Source organism: Streptomyces sp. NPDC048718, assembly GCF_043198875.1.
GTDB lineage: Bacteria > Actinomycetota > Actinomycetes > Streptomycetales > Streptomycetaceae > Streptomyces.
This window is the reverse complement of sequence record NZ_JBICVG010000013.1, coordinates 171,915-196,388: the sequence shown is the minus strand read 5'-3', so window position 1 is coordinate 196,388 and position 24,474 is coordinate 171,915. Positions and strand designations below refer to the sequence as shown.

Sequence of the window (24,474 nt, the reverse complement as noted above, 5' to 3'; positions counted from 1 at the left end):
CGCGCCGCTCAGGGTCGCAGGGCCGCGGCCACCAGCCCCTCGATCTCCTTCCTCACCTCGTCGCGGCCGCTCACCGCGTCGTTCGCGGTGACCACCCGGTCCAGGACCAGTCCGTCCACGCAGGCGAGCAGCGTCAGCGTGCGGGCCTCGGGGTCCGGGACCCCCCGGGCGGCGAGGAAGTCCCGGACGGTCCGGCGGCCCGGGTTCTCCCTCGGCACCAGGATGTCCCGCAGCTCCGGGTCTCGCACGCTCTCCAGGACGCAGGCGTAGCGGGCGAGTGAGCGGCGCCGGCCCTCGCCGCCGGTCCGGGCGGCGACCAGGAGCGTCAGCCCGTGGACGAGATCGTCCGCTGTCCGGGGCGCGGGAGTGCGCGCGGCGGCGGCGCGGAGTTCTTCCTGGTCGCGCTCGACGAGACGGCGGACGAGCGCGGTGAGCAGGGCGGAGCGGGTGCGGTAGTACGCGGAGGTGGTCCCGGCGGGCAGGCCCGCCGCGGCGTCGACGGCCCGGTGGGTGAGGCCGCGCATCCCGGCGTCGGCCAGGACGTCGAGGGCGGTGTCGGCCAGGAGGGTGCGACGGCGGGAACCGTCGGAGGGTTCGGAGGGTGGAGTCACACCCTCTTTCTACACCTGTAGAACCCCAGGTCTATTCTTCTACGGATGTAGAAGCCGTGGGCTCGTTGCCGCACGGCTCGGATCAGGGGTTCAGGGGAAGGGGCACGAAGCATGAGCAGCCACCAGCGGACCGCGGTCGTCGTCGGCGCCGGAATCGGCGGGCTCGCCGCCGCCATCGGACTCCGGCGGACGGGCTGGGAGGTGACGGTGGTGGACCGCGCGCCGGTCCTCGCGGACGCCGGGGCCGGTATCTCGCTCGCCGCCAACGGCATCCGCGCCCTCGACGCGCTGAGGGTCGGCACGGCCGTGCGGGCCGCCGGACGCGGCCAGTACACCGGTGGCACCCGTACACCGCGCGGCTCCTGGCTGGCACGGATGGACGGGGCCGCTCTCGAACGCGCCCTCGGCGCCCCGCTCGTGGGCATCCCGCGCGCCGAGCTGCACCGGCTGCTCGGTTCCGCGCTGCCTCCGGGGACGGTGCGCACGGGGGTGACGGCGACGGCCGTCGTACCACTGCCGGACGGGCGGGCGCGGGTGACGTTCGGCGCGGGTGACGAAGCCGGGCCGGCTCCGGGGCTCGCATCCGGGACGGCGGGTACGGGAGCCGGGACGGCGGGTGTGACGGAGCCCGGCCCGGCGGGCTCGGGACCGGCTGGAGCGACTGTGGCCGAGGTGGATCTGGTGGTCGGTGCGGACGGAGTCGGGAGCCGGCTGCGGGGCGCCCTGTTCCCGGACCATCCCGGCCCGGTGTACAGCGGCTCGACCGTCCTGCGGGCCGTCACCGACCGTCCGCTGGACCTGCGCACCGACTTCGAGATCACCTGGGGGCGGGGCGCCGAGTTCGGACACCTCGCGTTCGCCGACGGGCGAGCCGAGTGGCACGCCGTCCTGAACTCGCCCGCCGGGGTGCGCCCTCGGGATCCGCTCGCGGTGCTGCGGCGGCGCTTCGCCGGCTGGCACGAGCCCATTCCGGCACTGCTCGCGGCGACCCGCCCCGAGGCCGTCCTCCACCACGACATCATGGAACTGGCCACTCCACTCCCGTCCTTCGCTCTCGGCCGTCTGGCGCTGCTCGGCGACGCCGCCCACGCCATGCCCCCGCACCTCGGCCAGGGTGCCTGCCAGGCGCTGGAGGACGCGGTCGTCCTCGCGGCGGAACTGGACGAGGCGACGGACGTGGACGCCGCGCTCGCCCGATACGACGCCGTACGGCGTCCGCGTACCACCGCCGTCGCGGCCGCCGCCCGGCAGGCGGGCCGGATGGGACAGCAGCTCGCGCACCCCCTCGCCGTACCCCTGCGCAACACACTCCTTCGGCTCGCCCCGTCCGGCGCCGCGGTCCGCGCGATCCTGCGTCACGCTTCCTGGACCCCGCCCCTCACCAGGTCTTTCACGGTCGAATAGGCGGACCGGATCCCGTTGCCCTGCTGCTACGTTGTCCGGATGTCTCTCAAGCACGCGGTCCTCGCGGCTCTCCTGGAGGGCGAGGCGTCCGGGTACGACCTGGCCAAGGTCTTCGACGTGTCCGTGGCCAACTTCTGGGCGGCCACGCCGCAGCAGCTCTACCGCGAGCTGGACCGGCTGTCCGAGGCCGGCCTCATCGCCGCCCGGGTGGTACGGCAGGAACGACGCCCCAACAAGCGCGTGTTCACCCTCACCGAGGCGGGCCACCGGGACCTCGTGGCGTACACGGCCGGGCCACCGAAGCCGACGGCGGTCCGCGACGAGTTGATGGTGCAGGTGCAGGCGTGCGACGAAGGCGACGCCTCGGCCGTGCACACACACGTACGGGAGTGGATGGAGGCGGCCCGGGGGAAACTCGCCCGATACGAGGAAATGCGCGAGCGGATGCTGGACGGCCTGGACGAGGCCGCGTATCTGAGGGAGACCGAACGGGTCGGCCCGTATCTGACACTCCTTCGCGGCATGACGTCCGAGGAGGAGAACGTGCGCTGGGGCGAGCGTGCGCTCGCGGTCCTGGCGGAGCGCGCGGAGCGGCCCCGTGCCTGCGCGGACCGGCAGCCGGTCGACGCCGACCGGGTCGGGTAGGACGGACCTGATCGGGCAGGTCGGACCAGGTGCGACGGGCTGAGCGGCTGCGACGGGCCGAGCGGGCAGGCCCGGACGGGACCGGCGAGGTCATTCGGCACCGATTCCGCACCGAATGACACCAAGCCGGGGCCGTTGCCCGCAGCGGGCGCACGGGTGGGGGTCGAAAGCGGGCGGCGGAGGCCCGGGACCCCTCTCCTCCCCCGCGCGGGGACCGGCCGGCACTGCCGCGCCGGGGCCGCCGTCGGGTAACGTCCCGGCGCATGAACGTCGGTGACCTCGTCGAGGACTTCACGCTTCCGGATGAGACCGGGGAGCCCCGCTCCCTCCAGGAACTGCTGACCGAAGGGCCGGTCGTCCTCTTCTTCTATCCAGCCGCCCTCACCCCCGGCTGCACCGCCGAGGCATGCCACTTCCGCGACCTCGCGGCGGAGTTCCGGGCGGTCGGCGCCCGGCCGGTGGGCATCAGCGCGGACGAGGTGCCGCGGCAGCGGGAGTTCGCCGGCCGGCACGGCTTCGGCTTCCCGCTGCTCTCGGATCCGTCCGGGGAGATCCGCGAACGGTTCGGGGTACGACGCGGCTTCTCGCTCGCACCGACGAAACGTGTGACCTTCGTCATCGGCGAGGACCGCAGGGTGCTCGGCACCGTACGCAGCGAGCTGAGGATGAGCGCCCACGCGGACCGCGCGCTGGCCGTGCTGCGGGCGGTTCACGGGAGCTGACCGGCCCTTCCGGGCGGTCTTCCGACACCCTCGCCCCGAGGCACCCCGAAGCACCCCCCTAAATACGACTCTGAAATACGCCTTTGATAGCGTCAGGGCGTGCGGTTGACGAAGTTCACCGACCTGGCGCTGCGTGCCGTGATGCGTCTGGCGGTCTCCGAGCAGGACAGCTACCCCACCACCCGCGAGGTGGCGGAGTCCATGGCCGTGCCCTACGCGCACATGGCGAAGGTCGTCACGCGACTGCAGCACCTGGGTGTCGTCGAGGCGCGGCGCGGACGGAACGGCGGTCTCGCCCTCACCGAGCTGGGACGGCGGTCGTCCGTGGGCTGGCTGGCCCGAACCCTGGAGGGCGACGAGGAAGTCGTCGCCTGCGAGGGCGACCCGCCCTGCCCTCTGCGGACGGCCTGCCGGCTGCGCGGCCTCCTGCGCCAGGCTCAGGAGGCGTTCTACCGCACGCTCGACCCGCTGACCGTCGCGGACCTGGTCGAATCGCCGACCGGACCGGTGCTCCTCACCTTGTCCACCGGCCCCCGCGACCCCTGATCCACCCTCTCTACCCCCGCGTGCCCCGCACACGGGATCTCACAGGCCTAAATACGTAGATCATCTACCAGATTTGGAGTCGCCATGCTGTCCGAGCAGGCCACCCCGGTTGTCCGCGCCACCCTCCCCGCCGTCGGCGGAGCGCTCGACGAGATCACCAAGCGTTTCTACAAGGGGATGTTCGAGGCCCACCCCGAGCTGCTGCGGGACCTCTTCAACCGGGGCAACCAGGCGATAGGCGACCAGAGCAAGGCCCTGGCCGGCTCCATAGCCGCCTTCGCCGCGGCGCTCCTGGAGAACCCGGACACCCGTCCGGACGTCATGCTGTCGCGCATCGCGCACAAGCACGCCTCCCTCGGCGTCACCGCCGACCAGTACAAGATCGTCCACGAGCACCTGTTCGCCGCCATCGTGGACGTCCTCGGCGAGGCCGTGACGCCCGAGGTGGCCCAGGCATGGGACGAGGTCTACTGGCTGATGGCCAACGCCCTCATCGCCATCGAGGCCGGGCTCTACCAGGGGCAGGGCGTCGACGCCGGCCAGGTGTGGCACAAGATGGAGATCACCGGCCGCAACGAGGAGACCGCCGACATCGCCTCCTTCACGCTGCGCCACCCCGACGGCCGTCCGGTGTCCGCGTTCCGCCCGGGCCAGTACATCAGCGTCCAGGTCGAGCTGCCGGACGGCGCCCACCAGATCCGCCAGTACAGCCTGTCCACCGCGCCGGGCCGCCCCGAGTGGCGGATCACCGTCAAGCGTGTCGACGGCGACCCGGCCGGCGAGGTCTCGTCCTGGCTGCACGCCAACGGCGGCGTCGGCACTCCGGTGAACGTCTCGATGCCGTTCGGTGACCTGGTCCTGCCGGAGGGCGACGGCCCGCTGCTGCTCGCCTCCGCCGGCATCGGCTCCACCCCGATGCTCGCCATGCTCGACCACCTCGCCGAGACGGGCTCGACCCGTCCGGTGACCGTCGTCCACGCCGACCGCTCCCCCCTCTCGCACGCCCACGCCGAGGAACTGCGCCGGCTCGTCGCCGCCCTCCCCGAGGGCACGCTGCACCTCTGGTACGAGGAGCCGGGCACGTCCGGCGCCCACGAGGGCCGCGCCGACGTGACCACGCTCGACCTGCCCGAGGGCGTCCACGCCTACCTGTGCGGCCCGCTGCCCTTCATGCGCGCCGTGCGCGGCGACCTGATCGGCCGGGGCGTCGCCCCGGCGGACGTCCACTACGAGGTGTTCGGCCCCGACCTGTGGCTGGGTGCCGCGGCCTGACGGTCCGATGTACCTGCGATCCGCGGCAGCATGGCGTTATCCGTACGGATATTGCATAGTGATGCCGCGGATTCACCTCGGATCCGTTGGCACAACGGATCAGCGGCGGGAGTGGGCGATGAGCACGGCGCACAAGGCGGCGCGAGGGACGGCGGGCGCGGTACGCGGGCTCGCCCTCGACATCGGCAGCTCCCGCACCCGGGTGTGGGTACCGGGCGCGGGCGTGCTCGCGGACGTACCGAGCGGACCGGTCCTGCGCGGCCGTGTGACGGACGCCGGGCCGCACCAGCGGCTGCTGCGGAAGGTCGCCGACTCGGCTTTCGGCGGGGCGGTGGAGGACACCGTCGTCATGCTGTGCCATCCGGTCCTCGCCGACCCCGTGCAGCGGGAGACGGCACGCCGGATGGTGGCCGGCCTGGGCCCTGCCCGGGTCGTGTCGGTGGACAGCGCCCGGGCCGCCGCGGCCTACGCGGCTCCCACCAGCGGCGGCCCGCTGCTCGTCGTCGACCTCGGCGCGGCGCTGACCGAGGTGACGCTCTTGGTGGACGGTCTGGTACAGGACGCCCTGCTCGCCGAAGTCGGCCTCGACGACCTGCCCGAATCGGACGGCGGCCCGGCCGGCACCGTGGTGGACGCGACCGCGGACATGGTGCGGGACCTGTGGCGGCGCGACGGGACCGGCGCCGTGCTCGGAGCGCTGCGCCGGGGTGTGCTGATCACCGGGGGCGGCGCGCTGCGCATGGATCTGACCAGCCGCCTGGCCGTCCGGCTCGGTGCCCGGCTGCGCCTCGCCAACGACCCGGCGACCAGTACCGTCCGCGGCGCGGGGCTGCTGCTGTCCTCGACGCTGCGCCACCCGACCGAGCGACGGCCCGGCCGCGGGCGCTGATCGGCTCCCGCCCGGGTATCCGCAGGGACCCGACTCTTCGGGTCTTCGGGTTTTCGAGTTCCCGCATCCTCGAACCGTCGTTGCGGCCCGTCCTGCCTGCCATCCCGCGCGGCGGGGACGGGTGTGGTCACCGGTCTGTGACGGCGCGCACCTCGATGCCTTGGGGCTGTTCCGCATCACCTTCATGACCACGGACACGCGGTCGGCCCCGCCCCGGCCGACTCGAGTCGCGCCGGGCGGCGAGAACTCCCCGGTGCCCCTGACATCATCTCCCGACGCTTCTGAGCGACCGGGCGAACAGCATCGAGCTTTACCCGCTGCGCTACCAGTTTTCCCAGGTCCGGGGTGACCTCTACGACGACAAGACAACTGGCTGATCATCGGCGGGAAGGCGCGGACTTCCAAGGGCGGCTGGTCCTTCACCGAGTCGTGTCCGCTGACCGACGAGGCCCGCCGGATGTCCGCCTGGCTGCGCGCGGTGGCCGCCGGGACGATCGCGGTGACCGAGCCCGGCGACGAGGGGTGGCTGTCCCCGAAGCTCTGGTTCCTCGAACCGGTCCTGGCTTTCAGCCTCGCCGGGCACACCGATCACGAGGCCGTCGTACGGGTGCATCCGTCCCTGGAGGCGGCGCCGACCTGGCAGTGGGAGGACGAGGGGACCGCTGCCCCTCAGTACACCGTGGAGATACGGATGCCCACGGCCGCCCTGCGCGACGCGGCCGATCGCTGGGACCATGCGCCGGCGGCCTTCCCGGATCACTGAACGGCATGCGCCCCCGTGCCGCTCTCCGGTTCTCCCCGCGGCGTGAAGAGGGGAGAGGCGTCAGGGGGTGACGTCCCCGCCCTTCCCGGTGGGCGACGGCGGCGCGGACAGTTCCGCCGCGCGTTTCAGCGCGCCGGCACGCATCTGCTCGTAGGTGGTGACCTGATCACGGTGAAGCGCGCGTACGGCGGCCAGTTCCACGGGTTCACGCCGGGCCCGTACATCGGCCAGTCCGCTCTCGCGTCCGCACCTGCCGGCGACGGCCGGGGCGGTCCTGCCCGCCCGCCGGGCGCCGACGGGCGTGGCGCACCGGGTCCAGCGGTCGAACGCGGCGCGGTACGCGGGATCGTCCCGCATACGGGCGTGAGCCTCGGCCCGGAGGTTGTCGACGGTGGCCCGGGCACGGAACCAGCGGGTCTGGTCTCCGTAGAGCCGGACGCGGGCCTCGGCCGTACAGCCGGTGACGCCGGTGACGCCGGTGACGAGGGTCAGGGAGGGTTCACGAGGGTCCTTTCCTGAGAGCGCGGTCCACGGCCGGGTTTCCTCGGCGGGGGCGGGATCCGGGGCGCGGGCCCGGAAGGCCGGGGGCAAGGAGAGTCCCTGAGCCTCGAGACACTCGACGACGAGCCGGTGCTCGGCCGCCTCGAGGAACCGGTCCTGGTGCTGCCGGGCGCTGGGGCCGGACACGGCGGCGGGCGGTGTCGAGGGGACCGGCCGGGTGCCGGCGGAGCAGGCGAGCGCGAGGGCGGCCGCAGCGGTGACGGTCACCCGGCGGGTGGTGCGTGGCATGGAATCCCCCGGTTTTCCCTGAAGGCGGGCTGACGGTGGAGAAGCCGCAAACGGTGGGCGGACGGGCGTGGTGGTCGGCACGTACGCGGGTGGGGTTCTGTGCGTTCGCCGGTTCGTCGCGATCAATGCCCCAAGTCCGCAGGGCCATGCCAGGGGCAGGGGTGACTCACCCGAAGGTGGCCAACGCGCCGGAGCGCGCGCCGTGCGGGGGATGTCCGGGCGTCGGCAGCCTGGGGCGGCCACGACAAAGCCCCGGTTGGACGGGGGGTTCCAAACCGGGGCCGGTTGCCGTGACGGGGATGCGAAGAGCGGTCGCCTCTTGGGGGGGAACCTTGGGGACCGGGCCCCTTCGCCGTCACGTACAGTCCAACGGCGCGCATCTCCCGCTTGTTCCAGGGTGCCCCCTGTGCCGGGTGTGAGTCACCTCACCCCTTTTCGACCTGTTGGGTCGCGCGACGGCGCAATCGCGCGATCGCGCGCCTACTCGAGGCGCTCCGGGCGGTAGACGGTGCCGGGCTCGGGCTTGGCGGGGGCGATCAGCTGGGGAACGGTCACGAAGGTGTAGCCGCGACGCTTGAGCTCGTCGATGATGCCGGGGACGGCGGGGACCGTGCCCTTGTAGATGTCGTGGAGCAGGATGATGCCGTCGCCATGGGCCTGATCGAGCACACGCTGCCGGATGAGCGCGGAGTCCTCGGTGGAGTAGTCCTTTGCGGTGATACTCCACAGGACCTGGGCGAGGCCGAGATCGCGGGACACGCCGGAGACGGTGTCGTCGGTGCGACCCTGCGGCGGGCGCATGAGGGTGGGCTTGTGCCCGGTGATCTCCGCGATGGCGTCCTGGGTGCGGGAGAGCTCGTCGCGCACCTCGGCGGCGTCGGTGTCGGTGAGGATGCGATGGGTCCAGGTGTGGTTGGCCACCTCGTGCCCCTCGTCGGCTATGCGCCGGACGACCTCCGGATAGCGGACGACATGCTTCTTGCCGAGGAGGAAGAAGGTGGCGTGGACCTGCTTCTCCTTGAGGATGTCGAGCAGCCGGGGGGTGTCCTTGCCCGGACCGGCGTCGAAGGTCAGGGCTATGCACTTGACCTTGGCGCAGTCGACCGCACCACTGGCCGGTATCTCCCCCTTCCCGTCCTTGCCTTCCGTATGCGCACCGTCACCCTGACCGGCCTGCTCGCGCGCCTCGGCGGGCGTGACCGTGTCGGCGGCGCAGCCGCCGAGGGTGAGAACCAGTGACGCCGTGGCGAGCAGGGCGAGGGCCGGCCACTGACGGCGGCCCGGCTTGGTTCGGAACATGTGAGACCCGCTTTCCCCGTTGACGATGCGACGACCGGGGCCCACGCGCGTCCACGGCGCGGCCCTGCGGCACGCTCGTACTCTACACACGGTGTATAGCTGGGCTCGCGGCGGGTTCGCGCTGGTGGGGAGGGGGCGGGCAGAAGTGATCCCCGGACGGAGACGGTCCACTCCGCCCGGGGAGCGTGGGCTGGGGCCCGGTGTGCGGGTTGCGGGGGTGGGTGCCGGGGTGGGTGCTCGTCAGCGGGACGCGAGGAGGAGACGCGCCTCGGTCTCCTGGTCGCCGGAGACGGACTCGACGGACTGGATGGCGAAACTTCGGGCGAGTACCTTCTCCACCTCATCGACGGCGTGGTAGCCGCCGCTGAGTACCGCTCCCACCATGCCGGTCAGCGGGGCGGGCGCGGTCTCTTCGTGCCTGCCTCCGGACGTGTCGAAGGTGGCCGTCCAGACGTTGGTGGCGGGCACGGTCTCCGCCTGGGTACCGGGCGCCGACAGGTCCTCGAGCCGGTAGGCGTGATCGAGGACGTCGAAGACGGCCCGGGCGTCCTCCCGGCAGCATTCACTCAGCTGCACGGTGACATCGGTGTCGATGTGCAAGTCGTACACGTCGATCATCTCCTCGGGTGCCGCTTCCAGGATGCCTCTCGGCGCGGCGTCCCGCGAGGTTCATGCCACGGTGGAGAGGCAGGGTGAAGGAGAGAACGGTACGGCGGGGCGCTCAGGAGGCGGCATGGCGGGAGAGACGCACGACGGACCGGAGGGCCCTGCGGAACCCCGGGAGCCCGCGGCAACCGGTGAGCCCAGGGGATCCGGGCAGCGCGGGCGGCCCGCCGGAACCGGAGGCGGGGAGGACATCGTGGAGCCGGACGCCGACGGCCTGTTCCTGGGGCGCCGCGAAACACCGAATGAGCGGGCGGACCGGCGCTGGGCCGAGCTGATGCAGGAGATCAGGGTCGCCCAGACGGGCGTACAGATCCTCTTCGGCTTTCTGCTGACCGTCGTCTTCACTCCTCGCTTCGCCCACCTGTCCGACTACGACCGGCTCATCTACATCGTCACGGTGTGCCTGGGAGCCGCCGCGACCGGGACGCTCATCAGTCCCGTGTCCTTCCACCGGGTGGTGGTGGGCCGCCGGCTCAAGCCCCGGGCCGTGACCTGGGCGGCCCGGCTCACCTTCTTGGGCCTCGTCCTGCTCCTCGCCACCATGGGTGCCGCGCTCCTGCTGGTGCTGCGGGTCGCCACCGGCGCGGCGTTCGTGCCCTGGCTGGTCGCGGGACTCCTCGTCTGGTGTCTGCTCTGCTGGTTCGTCCTCCCCCTCTGGGTCCGCCGCCGCCATACCGACGCCGACGGCCCCCGACGCTGACCCGAGGGGGGCACGCCTACCCCCTCACCTCGCCACACGCGGAGGACCCGGCAGCCGAGCCTGACCACACGGTGGGGGGGCCTCCCCCCCCTCCCCCTTTCTTCTTTCCTGCCCCTGGTTCAGGCTCTCGCCAGGACCGTGTCCAGGGTGTCCGCCTCGGTGGCCGGTTTGTCCGGCCGGTGGCGCAGGACACGGGCGAAGCGGAGCGTCACTCCGGCCGGGTAGCGCGGTGAGCGCTGAAGGCCGTCGTAGGCGATCTCCACGACGAGCTCGGGCCGGACCCGGACGGTGAAGCCGTCGTCCTTCTCGGCGAGCTCGCCGAGACGTTCGGTCTGCCAGCGCAGCATGGCGTCGGTCAGACCCTTGAAGGTCTTACCCAGCATCACGAACGTCCCGTCAACCGTGCGGGCGCCCAGATGCAGGTTGGACAGCAGCCCCGTGCGCCGCCCATGCCCCCATTCGGCGGCGAGGACCACGAGGTCGAGGGTGTGGACAGGTTTCACCTTGAGCCAGGTGCGGCCCCGCCGGCCGGCGATGTACGGCGCGGCGAGCGCCTTGACCAGGACGCCCTCGTGGCCTCGGGCGAGCGTGTCACGGTAGAACGTCTCCGCCGCCCCCACCGCCATCGCGTCCGCCGGGTCGGCGACGACGGTGCGGCGTACCCTCAGCGGTTCGGGCAGCAGCCGCGCGAGCACGGCGTGCCGCTCGTGACCCGGCCGGTCCACCAGCGGCCGCCCCTCCGAAGCGAGTACGTCGAAGAAGACGGGTGACAGGGGCCGGGCCGTCCGCGCCGCGTCCACATCGACGCGCGAGCCGACCCGAGAGGCGATGTCCTGGAAGGACACCGGCCGGCCCGTCACCGGGTCGACGGCGATGGCTTCGCCGTCGAGGACGAACATGTCGCCGGAGATCTCCCGGGCCAGGGCGACCACCTCGGGCAGCCGGTCGGTGATGTCGTCGAGGGACCGGGTGTAGACCCGGACCTCCTCACCCCGCCGGTGCACCTGGATCCGGATCCCGTCGAGCTTTTCCTCGACGGCACACGGTCCGAGGTTCGCGACCGCGCCGGTGACACTGCTCGCTGTATGGGCAAGCATCGGCAGGACGGGACTGCCGACCCGGAGCGTGAACCGGTCGAGGGCATCTCCTCCTTCCCTGAGTACGGCCTGTGCGACACGGGGCAGCGACCCGTCGAGCATCACGGCACGCCGCAGTTCTCCGGAGCCCACCCCGGCGGCACGGGCGACGCCTTCGAGCGCGACGGCGTCCAGGGCTCCTTGGCGAAGCTCACCGGTGAGCAACCGGATCAGGAACTCCTGTTCCGGCAGGGTCGCGGCGGCGAAGAGCTTCCGCACCCTTTCCCGCCGCCGGCTCTGTGCGCCCGCGCCGACGACCCCGGCCAGCTCGGCCATGGCCTCGTCCACGTCCGACAGGGTGAGCCTCGGAGTATCCGCCGGTGAAACGGCCGGGGGCAGGACCTCCTTCAGGACGCTCCAGCCGATGCCGATCCGCCCCTGCGGAATCCGCCCTGAGAGATAGGAGATGGCCAGCGCGCTCTGCTCGGGCTCGGCCCGCGCGAACAGCTCCGCGAGCAGCCCGGTCTTCCGCGACCGCGCGGATGTGGCGGCGACCTCGCCGGACACCTCCGCGACCCGGGCAAGAAGCATGCGCCCATCGTGCCCGCGCCGTGCCGCCCCCGCACCCCGGCCGGTACTCCTCACCCACCGGAGGGGCTCGTCTCCCTCCGCCCCCGCAGTCGTTCGAACAGACTCCGCCTGACCCGACGGCCCATAGGCCGCTCCATGGCCGGCGGCCGTCCGGGTGCGGCGGGTCCGCGTCCGGCCCTCGCAGCGGGTGACAGCAGGCCGGGTGGCCGCGCAGCCGTCGCCGTCTCCGGCACAGACGCTGACGAAGTCGATCCCGGGGCCGAGGTCGTGGCCGGAGCCGTGGCCGGGCTTGTGGAGGTCCGTGCCGCGTGGACGGGCTTGTCGGGATCGGGCCACGCGGCCACCGGACGAGCCGGAACAGGCAGGCGCAAGAGGGTCGGCGCCGGGGCGCCCGGGCGTGGAGCCTCACGGTGGGCGCGAGCGTGGTCCAGGGCGAGGACGAGACTCAGCCGGTGCCAGAGAATCTCGTCGGGGTCGTCGGCGAGCAGGATCCGGTCCGCGATCTCCCTGGCCGTGGGGGAGGTCGGCCGCCAGGCCGGGGGCCTGGGCCGGAACCGGTCCAGATAGGCCCGTTCGAAGGGATCGTCGACGATCTCCGCCAGCTGCGCCGGATCCAGCAGGGACGCGATGGCGGCCACGCGCGCCCACGGATCGTCGTTCGTCCTGAGGAGCAGGTCGAGCCGTCGGGCCCGCCAGTTACGCGGGCGCCAGTCGATGTTCTCGTCTTCCCGGTCGCGGACACCCGCCGGAAGCCGGCCGGTCAGCAGTCCGGCGTTGTCGCGGGCGAACTCCCTGAGTTCGGCGACCGGATAGAGCCAGACGACGGCGCGGTAACGGTTGACGTAGAAGCGCACGGGACTGAAGTGCCCGGTCCGGGCGAGCCGGGCAAAGCGGTGCGGGGTGGCCGGCAGCAGCCGGGCTCCCTCGGTCACGCCCACGCACCGGACGCGCTCGCGCAGCCCGTCCGGGAAATCGCCGGCCGAGCGGAGCCGTTCGATCTCGGTGCGCGCGACGCGACGCCGGGCCACGTCGACAGGCCCCTCCGAGGCGGCGGGCCCGGTGGCCGGCACGGTTCGGATGATGCCGGTCAGAGCGGCGAACTCGAACTCGTCCCGCTTCAGCTCCAGTTCACGCGCGGCTCGGCCCGGTGTCACCGTCACGCCGAGCCTGGCTCCCGGGTCGTCATCCAGCACGGACTCGGCCCCGGCTCCGGACTTGGATCCGGACCTGGGCCCGGCTCCGGATCCGAATCCGGGCCAGCATGCGACTCCGGGCCCGGATCCGGCGCGTGGCGGCCCGGCTTCGGTCGCGGCCGCCACTGCCCGGTCACCGGCAGTGGCGGCCGCGGGTCCGGCAAGCATGGGCAGTGAGCGCGGGCGCCCGGTGAGCGGTCCGCCTGCCGCACGCCCCCGCTCGTACCCCGCACCGGTCGCTCCCGCGGCTGTCGTGCCGCCTTCCGCGAGGTCACCTCGGGCGGCTCGGGCGGCTCGGGCGCCTGGGATGGCGAGCCCCGGCGTGCGCCCTGTCGTCTCTTTCGTGGTCATACGGACAGTCCTCCCCCGTACAGCGTTCAGCTCGAACACTCTCAGTGATGACTGTAACGCAAAGTGACGACACTCGCACGCCCTGTGGACAACTCTCAGACGCCGCCCATTCCATCCCTCCCGTCGAGCTGTCGAGCGGACACCCCGAGGTGCTCTCCCACCCGGTTGACCAGCAATGTCATCTCATAGGCGACCAGGCCGACATCGGCCTCCGCGTCGCTGAGCACGCACAGACAGCTGCCCTCCCCCGCCGCCGTCACGAAGAGCAGGGCCTCGTCGAATTCGACCATCGTCTGCCGGGCCCGGCCCGCCCTGAAGTGGCGGCCGGAGCCCCTGGCCAGGCTGTGCAGTCCGGAGGAGACCGCGGCCAGGTGCTCGGCGTCCTCCCGTTCGAGTCCGTCGCTCGCGCCGGTCACCAGTCCGTCGTTCGACAGCACCAGCGCGTGCCGTATCGCCGCGACCCGGCGGGTCAGGTCGTCGAGCAGCCAGTCGAGCCCTCGGTCCAGAGCCATGTCGGTCCTCCCCCTGTGGCCCCGCGTGCCCCGTCCGCGGCCTCGCGTGACCTCATGTTGCGTGTGTACCGCAAGCCTTACCCACTGTGGTGGGCAGGGCAAGCTTCTGTCGTCCCCTGACGTGTCGGACGTCACCCCACCGTCTCCAGCAGCCGTGCGGCGTGCATCCGCCCCGCGTGCTCGACGAGCCGGACGAGGACGTCCTTCCCCGAGTCCCTGACCCGCGCGTCGCAGAGCACGACCGGGGTGCCCCGGTCCAGGTCCAGGGCGCGTGAGACGTCGTCCACCCCGTACCGCCGCGCGCCGGTGAAGCAGTTGACGGCCACGACGAAGGGGATGCCCCGGTGCTCGAAGTAGTCGACCGCCGGGAAGCTGTCCTCCAGCCGCCGGGTGTCGGCGAGGACGACGGCACCGAGCGCGCCCTGCGACAGGTCGTCCCACAGGAACCAGAAGCGGTCCTGTCCGGGGGTCCCGAAGAGGTACACGGAGAGTCCGGAGCGGATGGTGATGCGGCCGAAGTCCATGGCGACGGTCGTGGTGGTCTTCCGGTCGACTCCCCCGGTGTCGTCGACCGACTCCCCGGCCCTGCTGAGCCGTTCCTCGGTCCGCAGCGGGCGGATCTCGCTGACCGAGCCGACCAGGGTCGTCTTGCCCACCCCGAATCCGCCGGCGACCAGGATCTTCAGGGCGAGGTCGGGCTCGTCCCCGTCGCCCGACAGGTCGTTCTCAGAGCGCTCGTAGACCATTGATGACTTCTCTCAGGATCCGTTCGTCGGGGAGCTGCGCGGGCGGCACGGGTCTGCCGACCTTCACGAGTCCCGCTTCGAGGAGGTCGCCGAGCAGGACCCGGACGACGCCGACGGGAAGGTCGGCGTCGGCGGAGAGTTCGGCGACCGACTGTCTCTCGTCCCGGCAGAGCTGGAGCAGGATGCGGTGTTCGGGACCGAGCAGGGCCTCGTCGGCCCGGTCCGGCGGGTGGTCTTCGGCGGCCACGAGCGCGATCAGGTCGAACCGCACGTCGCTGGGGCCGGGTTCGGTGCGGCCGCCGGTCATGGCGTACGGCCGGACGAGCGGCCCGGCCTCGGCGTCGAACCACTGACTGCCCGGCGCGGCCGGGGCCGGGCCGGTGCTGTCCTCGTTCATAGGGGGTCTGTTCTCCGGTCAGCCGGCGGCCGGTGGGGGCACGGTGAGCCGCGGCGGGGTGTACAGGTGTTCGCCGACCCGTTTCACCAGGCGGGCCATCTCGTAGGCGATGAGACCGATGTCGGCGTCGGGCCCGCTGAGCACGGCGAGGCAGGAGCCGTCGCCGGCGGCGGCGACGAAGAGGAAGCCGTCGTCCATCTCGACCATGGTCTGGCGCACGCCTCCGGTGTGGAACTGGCGTCCCGCGCCCTTGGCGAGGGAGTGGAATCCGGAGGCGATCGCGGCCAGGTGCTCGGCGTCCTCGCGGCTGAGCGCGCTGGAAGCGCCGACGGCGAGACCGTCGTCGGAGAGCACGACGGTGTGGCGGACCTCGCGGACGCGGGTGACGAGGTCGTCCAGGAGCCAGTCGAGCTCTCCGGAGCGGCGGCGGGACGTCCTCTTGTGGTCGATCATGCGTGGTCTCCTTCCCTTCCGGGGTCGGCGGGCGTGCCGATGGCCGACATGCCGGGTGTACGGGGCTGGTACGAACCGAAGCCGGGGACCGGGGTCGGGTCCGCGGGGTTCGGGGCCCCGGGTGGCGTGGGGGCCGGTGTTCCGGGTCGCCGTCCACCGCCCCGGCGCCAGCCGTCGTGATAGGCGGACATCCGGGCCCGGACCTGCTCGGGGGTGCGGTCGGCCGGGCCGGTGGGAGCTCCGGCCGGCGGCGGTGCGCCGGCTGGGCCCCCGGCGGAGGCGGGGGCGTGAGGCGCCGTGCGCAACTGGGGTACGAGGCTGGCCTGCCGTACCCGCCGCGGCAGGTCTCCGTCGTCGCCCCCGGGCCCGCCCGCGCCTCTGGTCGTGTCCCCGTCTCCACCGACGTGCATGGCCGCCTTCACGACATCAGGAGCCGGTGGGGCCGCCGGCAGTCCCCGGGGGCGTCGGCGCAGGCTGGTCACGGCGGACGGCCGGGGTCCGGGGGCGACACCCGCCGGCTCTTCGGCGGGCGCGGTCGGCACGGGAATCCGGGGCGGCCACGGGGGTGTACGGACGTCGGCCCCCGTGGGGGTGGCAGTGGACGGTGCGAGCGGCGTGTGCTCCGGGGTCCTGGCCGCCTCGTCCGGCTCTGATGCGGGCATATGCCCGACGGGAGGGGCGCTTTGCAGCAGCTCGGTCGGGAGCAGGACGACGGCGGTGGTCCCGCCGTACGGAGAGGGGCGCAGGTGCACCTTGACAGCGTGCCGCGCGGAGAGCCGGCTGACGACGAACAGGCCGAGCCGGTCGCTGTCGAAGAGGTCGAGGGCCTCGGACCGGGCGATGCGCGCGTTGGCCTCGTCGAGGCTCCCCTTGCCCATGCCGAGTCCCCGGTCCTCGATCTCCAGGGCGTAGCCGTTGCCCACGGGTTCGCCGCTGATCCGGACCTTGGTGTGGGGCGGGGAGAACTGGGCGGCGTTCTCGACGAGTTCGGCGAGGAGGTGGGTGAGGTCTGCGACGGCGGCTCCGGAGACGGCTGTTTCGGGGAGGCGTCGTATCTCCACGCGCGCGTAGTCCTCGATTTCGGAGACCGCGGCGCGGACGACGCTGGTGAGGGGGACGGGCGTGCGCCAGGCCCGGCCGGGCGCGGCGCCCGAGAGGATGATGAGACTCTCGGCGTGGCGGCGCATGCGGGTGGTGAGGTGGTCGAGCCGGAACAGGTCTCCCAGTTCGCCGGGGTCGTCGGCGCGGCGTTCCATGCTGTCGAGCAGGGTGAGCTGGCGGTGGACCAGGACCTGGCTGCGGCGGGCGAGGTTGACGAAGACGCCGGAGATCCCGTCGGCGAGTTCGGCGCGTTCGACGGCCGCCGACAGGGCCGCCCGGTGGACGCTGGTGAGGGCTTCGCCGACCTGGCCGATCTCGTCGTGCGGGGCGGGTTTCGGCGGTGCTTCGGCCCGTACGTCGATGTTCTCGCCCGCGCGCAGGCGGCGCATGGCGGAGGGGAGTTCACGGCGGGCGATCGCGAGGGCGGTGTTGCGGAGGCCGACGAGTTCGACGACGAGGCCTCGGCCGACGCGTACGGAGACGGCGAGGGAGGCGGCGACGGCCAGCAGGCCGAGCAGGACGGCGGCACCGCCGGGGCTGAGCATGCCCGCGCCGAGGGGATCGTGGCGGTCCGCGGCGGCGGTGTGGCCGTCCCGCTCGACACTTCTGAGGCCGTCGCGCACGAAGGTGTGGAGGGTGTCCCAGTCGGCGGCGGTGACGGCCTCGGCGGCGGACCGGCCGGGTGCGGCGGCGAGGGTGCGGTCCTCGGCACCGGCGAGCCGCCGGTAGAGGGGCTGTGCGGTGATCCGCTGCCACGCGGCGCGCTGCGCGGCGGGCAGGTCGGCGGTGGCGGAGTCGGTGAGGGTGCGGCGGGTCTCGACGGCTCCGCTCAGTTCGCGCAACTGCCGGTCGGGGAGCCGTCCGGTGAGCCGGGCGGAGCCGAGCAGGGCGTCCTCGCGGGCGAGCATCTCGCCGGCGCGGCCGAGTTCGAGCAGTACGCGCGCGTCGGGGCCGGCGTCGGTGTCCTCGATTCCGGCGAGGGCGCCGCCGACGGCGAATCCGGCCGTGATGGCTCCGGTGTACGTCTCGTAGACCCGGTCCCGGTCGGCGCGGCCCGCGGCGGCGTCGGCGCGCGGCCGGGCGAGGCTCGTGGCCCGGCCGACGAAGCCGGCGACGCGGGTGGAGACGTCGGCGGGCAGTCCGCCGCTGTCGCCGACGGTGTGCCGGTCGTCGATGCGGAGGCGGGCGACGGCGGCGTCGGTGGCGCGGGCGCGCTCCCCGAGCTCGGCGGCGCGCCCGGTGCTCGGGGCCGCGGCCTGGCGGACGGCGGCCCGGCGTTCGTCCTGAAGGGCGTGAATGGCCTGGACGACGGGCTGCCGGATGTCGCTGTCGGCGGACTGGAGGCGCCGGAGACCGGCGATGTCCTGGGCGGTGGTGACGGTGGCGAAGCCCCACAGGGCGAGGAGCGAGACGACCGGGACCATGAGAAGCGAGACGATCTTGGCGCGGACGGTGCGCGGTCCCGCGGCCCGCAGCCGGTAGGGGCGGCGGGGCTCGGGCCGGGTCGCCGGATCCGGGGCCACCGTGGGAACGGGGGTGTGTTCGGGGGTGGGAACGGGACCGGGCAGGTGGGTGGGGGCGGAGTCGGGGGTGCGTTCGTGCGGGGCGGGTTCGTCGGCGGGCGGCCCCGCGTGGGCGCGGCGTCCTCGGACGTGCCGCGGCGGATGCGCGGGGGATGCGTCGTCCGGGGATCTGCGGGGAGGGCGCATGGTTGCTGGTTCCTTCGGTCACGGACCCGGGGGGGGCGGGTCCGCCAGGACGGGCGTCGGCGGGACGACGCCGGGCGGGGAGCGGGAGGGGGAGGGGGACGGAGAGCGGCCGGAGGTGGAGAGCGGTCAGGGGTGGGCGGGTATCGGCCGGAGGGGAAGGGCCGGGAAGCGGGGGTGGGCGTGCTCTTGGAGTCTCAGAGCGGTGCGTCACAGGTGTCCGCGGGGCCATGTACCGGGCCCGACAGGTGGGCGGCGGCGTGGGCGTGGGGCCGGGTCGGCGCGGGGTAGGGGGCGGGGCCGGGGCGGAAGCCGGGGGGTGCCACGTCGACGGCGCGTTCGTCCGGTTCGGTCAGGCGCTCGGCGAAGGCGTAGGCGGCGCGTTCCCTCGCCGTCGGGGAGAGGGCGACGAAGGCGGAGGTGATGAAGAGGTAGGAGCCGAGACCGACGGCCAGCGGGAAGACGAACTGCATGGCGCCGGCTCCGGGCAGGGGCGCGGTGGACGGGGCGACGTCGATGGAGACGGCGAACATGCCGGTGTAGTGCATGCTGCTGACGGCGGCTCCCATGACCGCCGCGGCGACGGCCACGGCGGTGGGCCGGTGGATGTTGAGGGCGGCCCACAGGGCGGCGGTGGCCGCCGCGACCGCGCAGACGACGGAGAGGGCGACGAGGGTCGGGTCGTAGGTCACCTGTCCGTGCAGCCGGAGCGCGGCCATGCCCATGTAGTGCATGCTCGCCACGCCGACGCCGGTCGTGAGGCCGCCGATCAGAAGCGATCGGCTCCGGTCCCTTCCGTATCCCACGACGAAGACGCCGGCGCCGACGACCGTCATGGCGACGACGAGGCTGAGGAGGGTCAGGGGTACGTCGTAGCGGATGTCGGTGCCGGTGACGCCGAAGCCGAGCATGGCGACGAAGTGCATTGTCCAGATGCCGGTGCCGTTGGCGGAGGCCGCGGTGAGCAGCCAGTTGCGGCGCGAGCGGCCGGTCGCTTCCAGTGCCCGTACGGTGCAGCGCAGCGCGAGGGCGGCGCCGGCGCAGGCCATCGCGTACGACAGCACGGGGGTCAGCCAGCCGTAGGTGGCGTGGTCCAGGTGTCCCATGACTCGGGGACGCTAGTGCGGGGTCGGGGTCGCGTCGGGGGCGCATTTCGAAACCGGTTGGAATATGACAGAGCAATGTTCATGAACGATCAAGGCAATGTCGAACGTGTGCGCAGATCGCTCATCCTTCCAGGGGGAACAAGCATGTTCTCTTCTCCGACTTCTCCGGAATCACACGGAGGAGGGAGCCATGGATCCGGGATCATGAGGCACATGAGCGATGACCCCACACATGTACGGGAGTTCTTCGGCGCCCGCGCCGCAGGCTGGGACGACAAGTTCCCCGACGACGGCCCGGCCTATGCCGCCGCTGTCGCCGGACTCGGACTCCGTCCGGGCGACGCGGTCCTCGACGCCGGCTGCGGTACGGGCCGGGCACTGCCGCCCCTGCGTGCGGCGGTCGGGCCGACGGGCACGGTGATCGGAGCGGATCTGACGCCCGAGATGCTCGCCGAGGCCACCCGTCGGAACCGCGACCGGGACGGAACACTGCTCCTCGCGGACGTGAACCGGCTGCCGCTGCGCGACGGCGCGCTGGACGCCGTGTTCGGCGCCGGGCTGATCTCCCACCTCTCCGACCCGGCCCTGGGCCTCGGCGAACTGGCGCGGGTGGTCCGGCCCGGCGGGTGCCTCGCGCTCTTCCATCCCGTGGGGCGGGCCGCCCTCGCCGCCCGCCACGGGCGGCGGATCACCGACGACGATCTGCGGGCCGAGCCGAACCTCCGGCCCCTGCTGGCCGGTTCGGGCTGGGAGATGCGTTCCTACGTGGACGAGGACGCGTGCTATCTGGTACTCGCCGTACGCGGGGCGGGGTGACGGACCGCCCGCGGTCGCGTCCGGCGTGTGCCCGCACCTCGTCGCGGGCACGACCCGCCCCACGAGCACGACCCGCGTCACGGACACGACCCGTGTCACGCGGGCGACGCCTGTCGCGCCGACCGCATGGTCGGGGGCGTTTCCCGGAGGAGATCCCGGGGCACCTCTCGACGGGCGGGTTACCCACTGGTTAGGGTGCGCCGACGACCAGAAGGGGAGGCCGACGTGGGTGAACCGGAATCCGCCGTGAACGGTGTCGCCGACGGCTCCGGTGCCGACGGCGGCGATGACGGCGAGCTGTTCGTCCTGACGGCGGCCCTGCTCACACCGGCACGGTTCCCCACCGTGCTCGGTGACGACTACCCGCAGTCCTGCGCGGCGCTCGGACTGGAACCGTGGGCAGACGGGTACGGCCTGGTCCTCGGGCAGGACGGCGCGGGCGCCCGGTGGACCGTGGTCGTCGACGATGTGTCCCTGGTCGCCGTCGCCATCGCGTCCTGGGACTGCGGCATGGAGTACGACCTCTCGCCCGACGAAAGGTCCGTGGTCCAAGCGCTGCCGGGCTGGCCGCTCGCCGTCGCCACCCGTGCCCCCGGGCTTCCCGCCCCGCACGACCCGGCCCCGGAGGAGGGATCGCCGCCTCCGCTCACCCCGCCGGACGGCGGTACATGGGGACCGGCACAACGCCGCCTGGGCGCCGACACGGTGGCGCTGCGGTGGAGCGAGTGGCGCGGCAAAATGGGCCCGGACGGCACGGAGAACGCGCGGGCCGGAGAGGAGACCCCGGCCGGGACGGACGGTGTCACCGGGAACGACTCCCCCGGCTCCCCCGGCCCGGGCGGCACGGTCCGCCGGGTCCTGGAGGAGCTGGGCGGGTACGTCGAGGAGCCGCCGCCCGCCGGGCGGATCCGGTCCGTCTTCGCTGACGGCGACGCGCGGCTGCTGCGGGCCGACGGCCCGGGCTGGTCGTTCGTGGCGCGCACCGACGACATGGCCTTCGTCCTCCTGGACGAAGCGCCGCGCGAGGTGCTGCCGGTGACCCGCGGTCCGCGGCTCCCGGCACTGCTGGAGGCGCTCGCCGCGATGGCGGAGCGACCCATCTGAGCGTGTCCCACATGGCGCGCGCTCGCGACGTGTGGTGCGGCCCCATGGCCGGTGAACGGGGCGCCCCGCAGGATGTGGCGGCGCGCCTCCTCGGCGCGCACCGGCGTGCGCCCCGCGCGCGCCGTCCGTACCGTCGTCCCACCGAAAGGCCCACCATGCGCCTGCGCCCTTCCCGAGGCGTACCCCTGCTCGCCGCCCTGCTGACGGGTCTCACCGTCCTCGGCCCCGTCTCCCCCGCCGGAGCGCACGACGGCGGTCACTGCGCCCGCCAGGACCGGCTCCGGGTCCCCGGGGCCCAGCACCAGGAGGCGGCGTGTCTGCCGGATCTGACGACGGCGGGGCTCGCGGGTACTCCGTACACGGACATGTCCGACCAGGCCGGCCTGTCGGCGAAGGACACCGTCAACCCGTCGGGCGTCCCCGGGATCCAGATCGACGGCTACTTCCCCGACGACTCCCGGCTCAACGCCACCCACGGCTGGGCACATGACGCCCAGTTCGTGATCCGGCTGCCCGACCGCTGGAACGGCGGCCTCGTCGTGACCGGCGCCCCCGGCACCCGTCGCCAGTACTCCACCGACACGGTCGTCTCCGACGAGGTCCTCGCACAGGGCTTCGCGTACGCCGCCACCGACAAGGGCAACAGCGGCCCCGACTTCTTCACCGACGGGCGCGAGCCGGGCGGCGCGGTGGCCGAGTGGAACAGCCGGGTGACCGAGCTGACGAAGGCGGCCAAGCAGGCCGTGCGGCAGCGGTACGGCAGCGGCCCGCGGCGCACGTACATGACGGGCGTCTCCAACGCCGGCTACCTGACCCGCTGGCAGCTGGAGAACCGGCCCGAGCTCTACGACGGCGGTGTCGACTGGGAGGGCGTCCTGTGGACCACCGACGGCCCCAATCTGCTCACCAGTCTACCGGTGACCGTCGCCCGCCGGCTGGGCCGGGCCACCGACGACGACCTGCTCCGGGCGGGCTTCGCGCCCGGCTCGCGGTTCCTGTGGCCGTACCACGAGAAGGCGTACTGGGGGCTGACCCAGAAGATCTTCCGGGCCGAGTTCGACCCCTCGTACGACCGCGACTGCCCCGGCACGACGGCCGGTTCGACGGTGGAGCAGATCTTCGCGCCGTGCGCCTCGGACGCCGGGTACGACTACGCGAAGCGGCCCGCTTCGGTGCGGAAGGCGGTGGCGAAGGTGGCGCTCACCGGGCGGATCGGCAAGCCGCTGATCACGCTGCACGGCGATCTGGACACCCTGCTGCCGATCACCACGGACTCGGACGTGTACGCGCGGATGATCGACGACCGCGGCCGGGGTCGCATGCACCGCTACTACACCGTGCAGGACGGGACGCACGTCGACGGTCTCTACGACACGTACCCCGACCGGCTGCGGCCGATCCTGCCCTGCTACCGCTCGGCGTTCACGGCGCTGCGGCAGTGGGTGGAGGCGGATGTCGCACCGCCCGCCGACCGGGTGATCGAGCGGCCCGCGAGCGGTGACGTGGTCAACTCCTGCGCACTGCTCTGAGAAGGACGGGGCGCCGGGGCGGCGCTCGGCACGACCGGCGGGCTGGTCCCCCTCTCCGTGCCGACCCCCCGGTCCTACGCGGCCTCCCCGGCCCGCAGCGGCGCGCCGACCTCGTGCAGATGCCCGAGTGCCTGCCGGTAGGAGTCGACGAACCCGGTCTCGGTGTACGGGAGTCCGAGCGCCCGGCAGTGAGCGCGGACGGCGGGCCGGGCGAGGCGCAGGTGCGGCCGCGGCATGCTGGGGAAGAGGTGGTGCTCGATCTGGTAGTTGAGACCGCCGAGGAACCAGTCGGTGACCACGCCGCCGCGGATGTTGCGGGAGGTGAGGACCTGACGGCGCAGATGTCCCCAGGAGTCCCCGTCCGGATGGGCGTCGGGGCGGTCCATGCCCTTGTGGTTGGGGGCGAAGGCCAGACCGAGGTGGACGCCGAGCAGCATCTGGTGCAGGAGGGCGAAGACGAGGGCCTGGAGCGGGGTCAGCAGGCTCAGGAGCAGGGTGGCGTATCCGGCGAGGTGGGCGAGGAGCAGGGCGCCCTCGACGAGGCGTTCGTGGCGGGTGCGGCACGGACCGGTGCGGGAGAACAGGGCTTGGACCCCGTACACCTTGAGGGCGATGGCCTCCAGGGTGGTCAGCGGGAAGAAGAGCCAGGCCTGGTGGCGGGTGAGGAAGCGGCGCAGGCCGGTGCGGGTGGCGGCCTGGTGGGCGGCGAAGACGAGGACGTCGGCGGCGACGTCCGGGTCCTTGTCGAGATGGTTGGGGTGGGCGTGGTGGCGGTTGTGCTTGTCGTTCCACCATTCGCGGCTCATGCCGAGGAGCAGGTTGGCGTGGACGAGCTGGACGGCCCGGCCGAGCCTGCGGTTTCCGCTGATCTGGGCGTGGCCGGCGTCGTGGCCGATGAAGGCGGCGCGGGCGGAGAGGAGCGCGAGCGGGAGGGCGAGGAGCAGCGTCCACCAGGACGGGCCGATGAGGGCGAGCGCGGTGATCACGGCGGCGATGCCGAGGAGGCCGGCCGCGATGTCCCGGGCGTACCAGCCGGGGCGGTGGGCGAGGAGTCCCTGTTCCTTGATGGTGCGCAGCAGGGGCGTGAACTCGCTGCCGGTGCGGGGGTGAGGGCGAGGGGGACGGTCCGGGGCACGTGACGCGAGTGCGGTGGCGGCGGGCTGGGGCATGGGAGTCTCCGAGCGGGAAGGGGCGAGCGCCTGTGGGGCGAGAGGGGCCGTCACACGGTTCGCGTCGGCTTCCGGAAACGTACGGATCAGAGGGTGCCGGGGGCCATGACGGCACCACCCGGACGAAGTCGGGGGGCCTCTGGGGACCGGGGGTGGGGCCTTCCCCACCCCCCGTCCCTGCTTCCGCCTCCACCGCCGCGCTCGCGAGCGTCTCCGCGGACCGTCCCCGGTCCGTCTGCGACCTGGCTCACACTTCAAGGCCGACGCGGGCAGGAGGAGTTGGGGTACCCTCGGCCGCCCGACCCGCTAGTCAAACTT

24 protein-coding genes are annotated in these 24,474 nt (G+C 73.1%); 11 read left to right on the top strand and 13 right to left on the bottom strand.

Annotated features, from left to right (window positions below):
* Positions 1 to 8 precede the first annotated feature (8 nt).
* Entirely contained in the window at positions 9 to 524 is a 516-nt protein-coding gene (locus ACGFRB_RS24465; protein ID WP_393246005.1) for a TetR/AcrR family transcriptional regulator, read from the bottom strand.
* 198 nt (positions 525 to 722) lie between these two features.
* Between ACGFRB_RS24465 and ACGFRB_RS24460 the strand changes: the two genes are divergently transcribed.
* From ACGFRB_RS24460 to ACGFRB_RS24430, 7 genes are all read left to right on the top strand, one after another.
* On the top strand, positions 723 to 2,015 hold the full coding sequence (locus tag ACGFRB_RS24460; protein WP_393245921.1) for an FAD-dependent monooxygenase: 1,293 nt from the start codon (positions 723 to 725) through the stop codon (positions 2,013 to 2,015).
* A 39-nt stretch (positions 2,016 to 2,054) separates the two neighbouring features.
* Positions 2,055 to 2,660 carry a PadR family transcriptional regulator gene (locus ACGFRB_RS24455; RefSeq protein WP_393245919.1) on the top strand — a complete coding sequence of 202 codons (606 nt, stop codon included), beginning with the start codon at positions 2,055 to 2,057 and terminating at the stop codon, positions 2,658 to 2,660.
* Between the two features lie 263 nt (positions 2,661 to 2,923).
* Positions 2,924 to 3,382 (top strand): peroxiredoxin, encoded by a 459-nt coding sequence (locus tag ACGFRB_RS24450; protein WP_363010693.1) that lies wholly within the window; start codon positions 2,924 to 2,926, stop codon positions 3,380 to 3,382.
* A gap of 99 nt (positions 3,383 to 3,481) precedes the next feature.
* A complete protein-coding gene (locus ACGFRB_RS24445; RefSeq protein ID WP_393245917.1) occupies positions 3,482 to 3,928 on the top strand; it encodes an RrF2 family transcriptional regulator in 447 nt (148 codons plus the stop codon).
* An 84-nt stretch (positions 3,929 to 4,012) separates the two neighbouring features.
* A complete protein-coding gene (locus ACGFRB_RS24440) occupies positions 4,013 to 5,200 on the top strand; it encodes a globin domain-containing protein (RefSeq protein ID WP_393245915.1) in 1,188 nt (395 codons plus the stop codon).
* A 118-nt stretch (positions 5,201 to 5,318) separates the two neighbouring features.
* Complete coding sequence (locus ACGFRB_RS24435) at positions 5,319 to 6,089, top strand: rod shape-determining protein MreC (protein ID WP_393245913.1); 771 nt, start codon at positions 5,319 to 5,321, stop codon at positions 6,087 to 6,089.
* Positions 6,090 to 6,546: 457 nt separating this feature from the next.
* Complete coding sequence (locus ACGFRB_RS24430) at positions 6,547 to 6,852, top strand: hypothetical protein (RefSeq protein WP_393245912.1); 306 nt, start codon at positions 6,547 to 6,549, stop codon at positions 6,850 to 6,852.
* Positions 6,853 to 6,912: 60 nt separating this feature from the next.
* On the opposite strand, the gene ACGFRB_RS24425 is transcribed toward ACGFRB_RS24430, so the two are convergent.
* From ACGFRB_RS24425 to ACGFRB_RS24415, 3 genes are all read right to left on the bottom strand, one after another.
* On the bottom strand, positions 6,913 to 7,641 hold the full coding sequence (locus ACGFRB_RS24425; RefSeq protein ID WP_393245910.1) for a hypothetical protein: 729 nt from the start codon (positions 7,639 to 7,641) through the stop codon (positions 6,913 to 6,915).
* A gap of 480 nt (positions 7,642 to 8,121) precedes the next feature.
* On the bottom strand, positions 8,122 to 8,940 hold the full coding sequence (locus ACGFRB_RS24420; protein WP_393245908.1) for a polysaccharide deacetylase family protein: 819 nt from the start codon (positions 8,938 to 8,940) through the stop codon (positions 8,122 to 8,124).
* Positions 8,941 to 9,180: 240 nt separating this feature from the next.
* Complete coding sequence (locus ACGFRB_RS24415) at positions 9,181 to 9,558, bottom strand: hypothetical protein (protein ID WP_393245906.1); 378 nt, start codon at positions 9,556 to 9,558, stop codon at positions 9,181 to 9,183.
* A gap of 241 nt (positions 9,559 to 9,799) precedes the next feature.
* Between ACGFRB_RS24415 and ACGFRB_RS24410 the strand changes: the two genes are divergently transcribed.
* Complete coding sequence (locus ACGFRB_RS24410; RefSeq protein ID WP_363010679.1) at positions 9,800 to 10,306, top strand: DUF6328 family protein; 507 nt, start codon at positions 9,800 to 9,802, stop codon at positions 10,304 to 10,306.
* A 119-nt stretch (positions 10,307 to 10,425) separates the two neighbouring features.
* Here the strand turns inward: ACGFRB_RS24410 and ACGFRB_RS24405 are convergent, their stop codons facing one another.
* From ACGFRB_RS24405 to ACGFRB_RS24370, 8 genes are all read right to left on the bottom strand, one after another.
* Complete coding sequence (locus tag ACGFRB_RS24405) at positions 10,426 to 11,973, bottom strand: ATP-dependent DNA ligase (protein ID WP_393245904.1); 1,548 nt, start codon at positions 11,971 to 11,973, stop codon at positions 10,426 to 10,428.
* Positions 11,974 to 12,023: 50 nt separating this feature from the next.
* Positions 12,024 to 13,133, bottom strand: coding sequence for a DUF6397 family protein (locus tag ACGFRB_RS24400; RefSeq protein ID WP_393245902.1), 1,110 nt, complete (start codon positions 13,131 to 13,133; stop codon positions 12,024 to 12,026).
* Positions 13,134 to 13,612: 479 nt separating this feature from the next.
* Complete coding sequence (locus tag ACGFRB_RS24395) at positions 13,613 to 14,029, bottom strand: roadblock/LC7 domain-containing protein (RefSeq protein WP_363010674.1); 417 nt, start codon at positions 14,027 to 14,029, stop codon at positions 13,613 to 13,615.
* Positions 14,030 to 14,160: 131 nt separating this feature from the next.
* Positions 14,161 to 14,775, bottom strand: a complete 615-nt coding sequence (locus ACGFRB_RS24390) for an ATP/GTP-binding protein (RefSeq protein ID WP_393245900.1) — start codon at positions 14,773 to 14,775, stop codon at positions 14,161 to 14,163.
* A complete protein-coding gene (locus tag ACGFRB_RS24385; RefSeq protein WP_393245898.1) occupies positions 14,756 to 15,172 on the bottom strand; it encodes a DUF742 domain-containing protein in 417 nt (138 codons plus the stop codon). The genes ACGFRB_RS24390 and ACGFRB_RS24385 overlap by 20 nt, the downstream gene beginning before the upstream one ends.
* Before the next feature lie 18 nt (positions 15,173 to 15,190).
* Positions 15,191 to 15,625, bottom strand: coding sequence for a roadblock/LC7 domain-containing protein (locus tag ACGFRB_RS24380; RefSeq protein WP_393245896.1), 435 nt, complete (start codon positions 15,623 to 15,625; stop codon positions 15,191 to 15,193).
* Positions 15,622 to 18,435 carry a nitrate- and nitrite sensing domain-containing protein gene (locus ACGFRB_RS24375; RefSeq protein WP_393245894.1) on the bottom strand — a complete coding sequence of 938 codons (2,814 nt, stop codon included), beginning with the start codon at positions 18,433 to 18,435 and terminating at the stop codon, positions 15,622 to 15,624. Before ACGFRB_RS24375 ends, ACGFRB_RS24380 begins: the two co-directional genes overlap by 4 nt.
* Positions 18,436 to 18,629: 194 nt before the next feature.
* Positions 18,630 to 19,538, bottom strand: coding sequence for an MHYT domain-containing protein (locus ACGFRB_RS24370; protein ID WP_393245892.1), 909 nt, complete (start codon positions 19,536 to 19,538; stop codon positions 18,630 to 18,632).
* 213 nt (positions 19,539 to 19,751) lie between these two features.
* Here ACGFRB_RS24370 and ACGFRB_RS24365 point away from each other — a divergent pair, with 213 nt between their 5' ends.
* The 3 genes from ACGFRB_RS24365 (at position 19,752) to ACGFRB_RS24355 (ending at position 22,987) form a co-directional block, all read left to right on the top strand.
* Positions 19,752 to 20,354, top strand: a complete 603-nt coding sequence (locus ACGFRB_RS24365; RefSeq protein WP_363010662.1) for a methyltransferase domain-containing protein — start codon at positions 19,752 to 19,754, stop codon at positions 20,352 to 20,354.
* 246 nt (positions 20,355 to 20,600) lie between these two features.
* Positions 20,601 to 21,458, top strand: a complete 858-nt coding sequence (locus ACGFRB_RS24360; protein ID WP_393246003.1) for a hypothetical protein — start codon at positions 20,601 to 20,603, stop codon at positions 21,456 to 21,458.
* Between the two features lie 161 nt (positions 21,459 to 21,619).
* Entirely contained in the window at positions 21,620 to 22,987 is a 1,368-nt protein-coding gene (locus tag ACGFRB_RS24355; RefSeq protein ID WP_393246001.1) for a tannase/feruloyl esterase family alpha/beta hydrolase, read from the top strand.
* A 74-nt stretch (positions 22,988 to 23,061) separates the two neighbouring features.
* On the opposite strand, the gene ACGFRB_RS24350 is transcribed toward ACGFRB_RS24355, so the two are convergent.
* Entirely contained in the window at positions 23,062 to 24,156 is a 1,095-nt protein-coding gene (locus tag ACGFRB_RS24350; RefSeq protein WP_393245890.1) for an acyl-CoA desaturase, read from the bottom strand.
* Positions 24,157 to 24,474 lie beyond the last annotated feature (318 nt).

Bases quoted from the DNA above. Each gene is read 5' to 3' on its own strand.
- ACGFRB_RS24465 (WP_393246005.1), bottom strand. From the start codon at position 524: ATGCGCGGCCTCACCCACCGGGCCGTCGACGCCGCGGCGGGCCTGCCC.
- ACGFRB_RS24460 (WP_393245921.1), top strand. From the start codon at position 723: ATGAGCAGCCACCAGCGGACCGCGGTCGTCGTCGGCGCCGGAATCGGC.
- ACGFRB_RS24455 (WP_393245919.1), top strand. From the start codon at position 2,055: ATGTCTCTCAAGCACGCGGTCCTCGCGGCTCTCCTGGAGGGCGAGGCG.
- ACGFRB_RS24450 (WP_363010693.1), top strand. From the start codon at position 2,924: ATGAACGTCGGTGACCTCGTCGAGGACTTCACGCTTCCGGATGAGACC.
- ACGFRB_RS24440 (WP_393245915.1), top strand. From the start codon at position 4,013: ATGCTGTCCGAGCAGGCCACCCCGGTTGTCCGCGCCACCCTCCCCGCC.
- ACGFRB_RS24435 (WP_393245913.1), top strand. From the start codon at position 5,319: ATGAGCACGGCGCACAAGGCGGCGCGAGGGACGGCGGGCGCGGTACGC.
- ACGFRB_RS24430 (WP_393245912.1), top strand. From the start codon at position 6,547: ATGTCCGCCTGGCTGCGCGCGGTGGCCGCCGGGACGATCGCGGTGACC.
- ACGFRB_RS24425 (WP_393245910.1), bottom strand. From the start codon at position 7,641: ATGCCACGCACCACCCGCCGGGTGACCGTCACCGCTGCGGCCGCCCTC.
- ACGFRB_RS24420 (WP_393245908.1), bottom strand. From the start codon at position 8,940: ATGTTCCGAACCAAGCCGGGCCGCCGTCAGTGGCCGGCCCTCGCCCTG.
- ACGFRB_RS24415 (WP_393245906.1), bottom strand. From the start codon at position 9,558: ATGATCGACGTGTACGACTTGCACATCGACACCGATGTCACCGTGCAG.
- ACGFRB_RS24405 (WP_393245904.1), bottom strand. From the start codon at position 11,973: ATGCTTCTTGCCCGGGTCGCGGAGGTGTCCGGCGAGGTCGCCGCCACA.
- ACGFRB_RS24395 (WP_363010674.1), bottom strand. From the start codon at position 14,029: ATGGCTCTGGACCGAGGGCTCGACTGGCTGCTCGACGACCTGACCCGC.
- ACGFRB_RS24390 (WP_393245900.1), bottom strand. From the start codon at position 14,775: ATGGTCTACGAGCGCTCTGAGAACGACCTGTCGGGCGACGGGGACGAG.
- ACGFRB_RS24385 (WP_393245898.1), bottom strand. From the start codon at position 15,172: ATGAACGAGGACAGCACCGGCCCGGCCCCGGCCGCGCCGGGCAGTCAG.
- ACGFRB_RS24380 (WP_393245896.1), bottom strand. From the start codon at position 15,625: ATGATCGACCACAAGAGGACGTCCCGCCGCCGCTCCGGAGAGCTCGAC.
- ACGFRB_RS24375 (WP_393245894.1), bottom strand. From the start codon at position 18,435: ATGCGCCCTCCCCGCAGATCCCCGGACGACGCATCCCCCGCGCATCCG.
- ACGFRB_RS24370 (WP_393245892.1), bottom strand. From the start codon at position 19,538: ATGGGACACCTGGACCACGCCACCTACGGCTGGCTGACCCCCGTGCTG.
- ACGFRB_RS24365 (WP_363010662.1), top strand. From the start codon at position 19,752: ATGAGCGATGACCCCACACATGTACGGGAGTTCTTCGGCGCCCGCGCC.
- ACGFRB_RS24350 (WP_393245890.1), bottom strand. From the start codon at position 24,156: ATGCCCCAGCCCGCCGCCACCGCACTCGCGTCACGTGCCCCGGACCGT.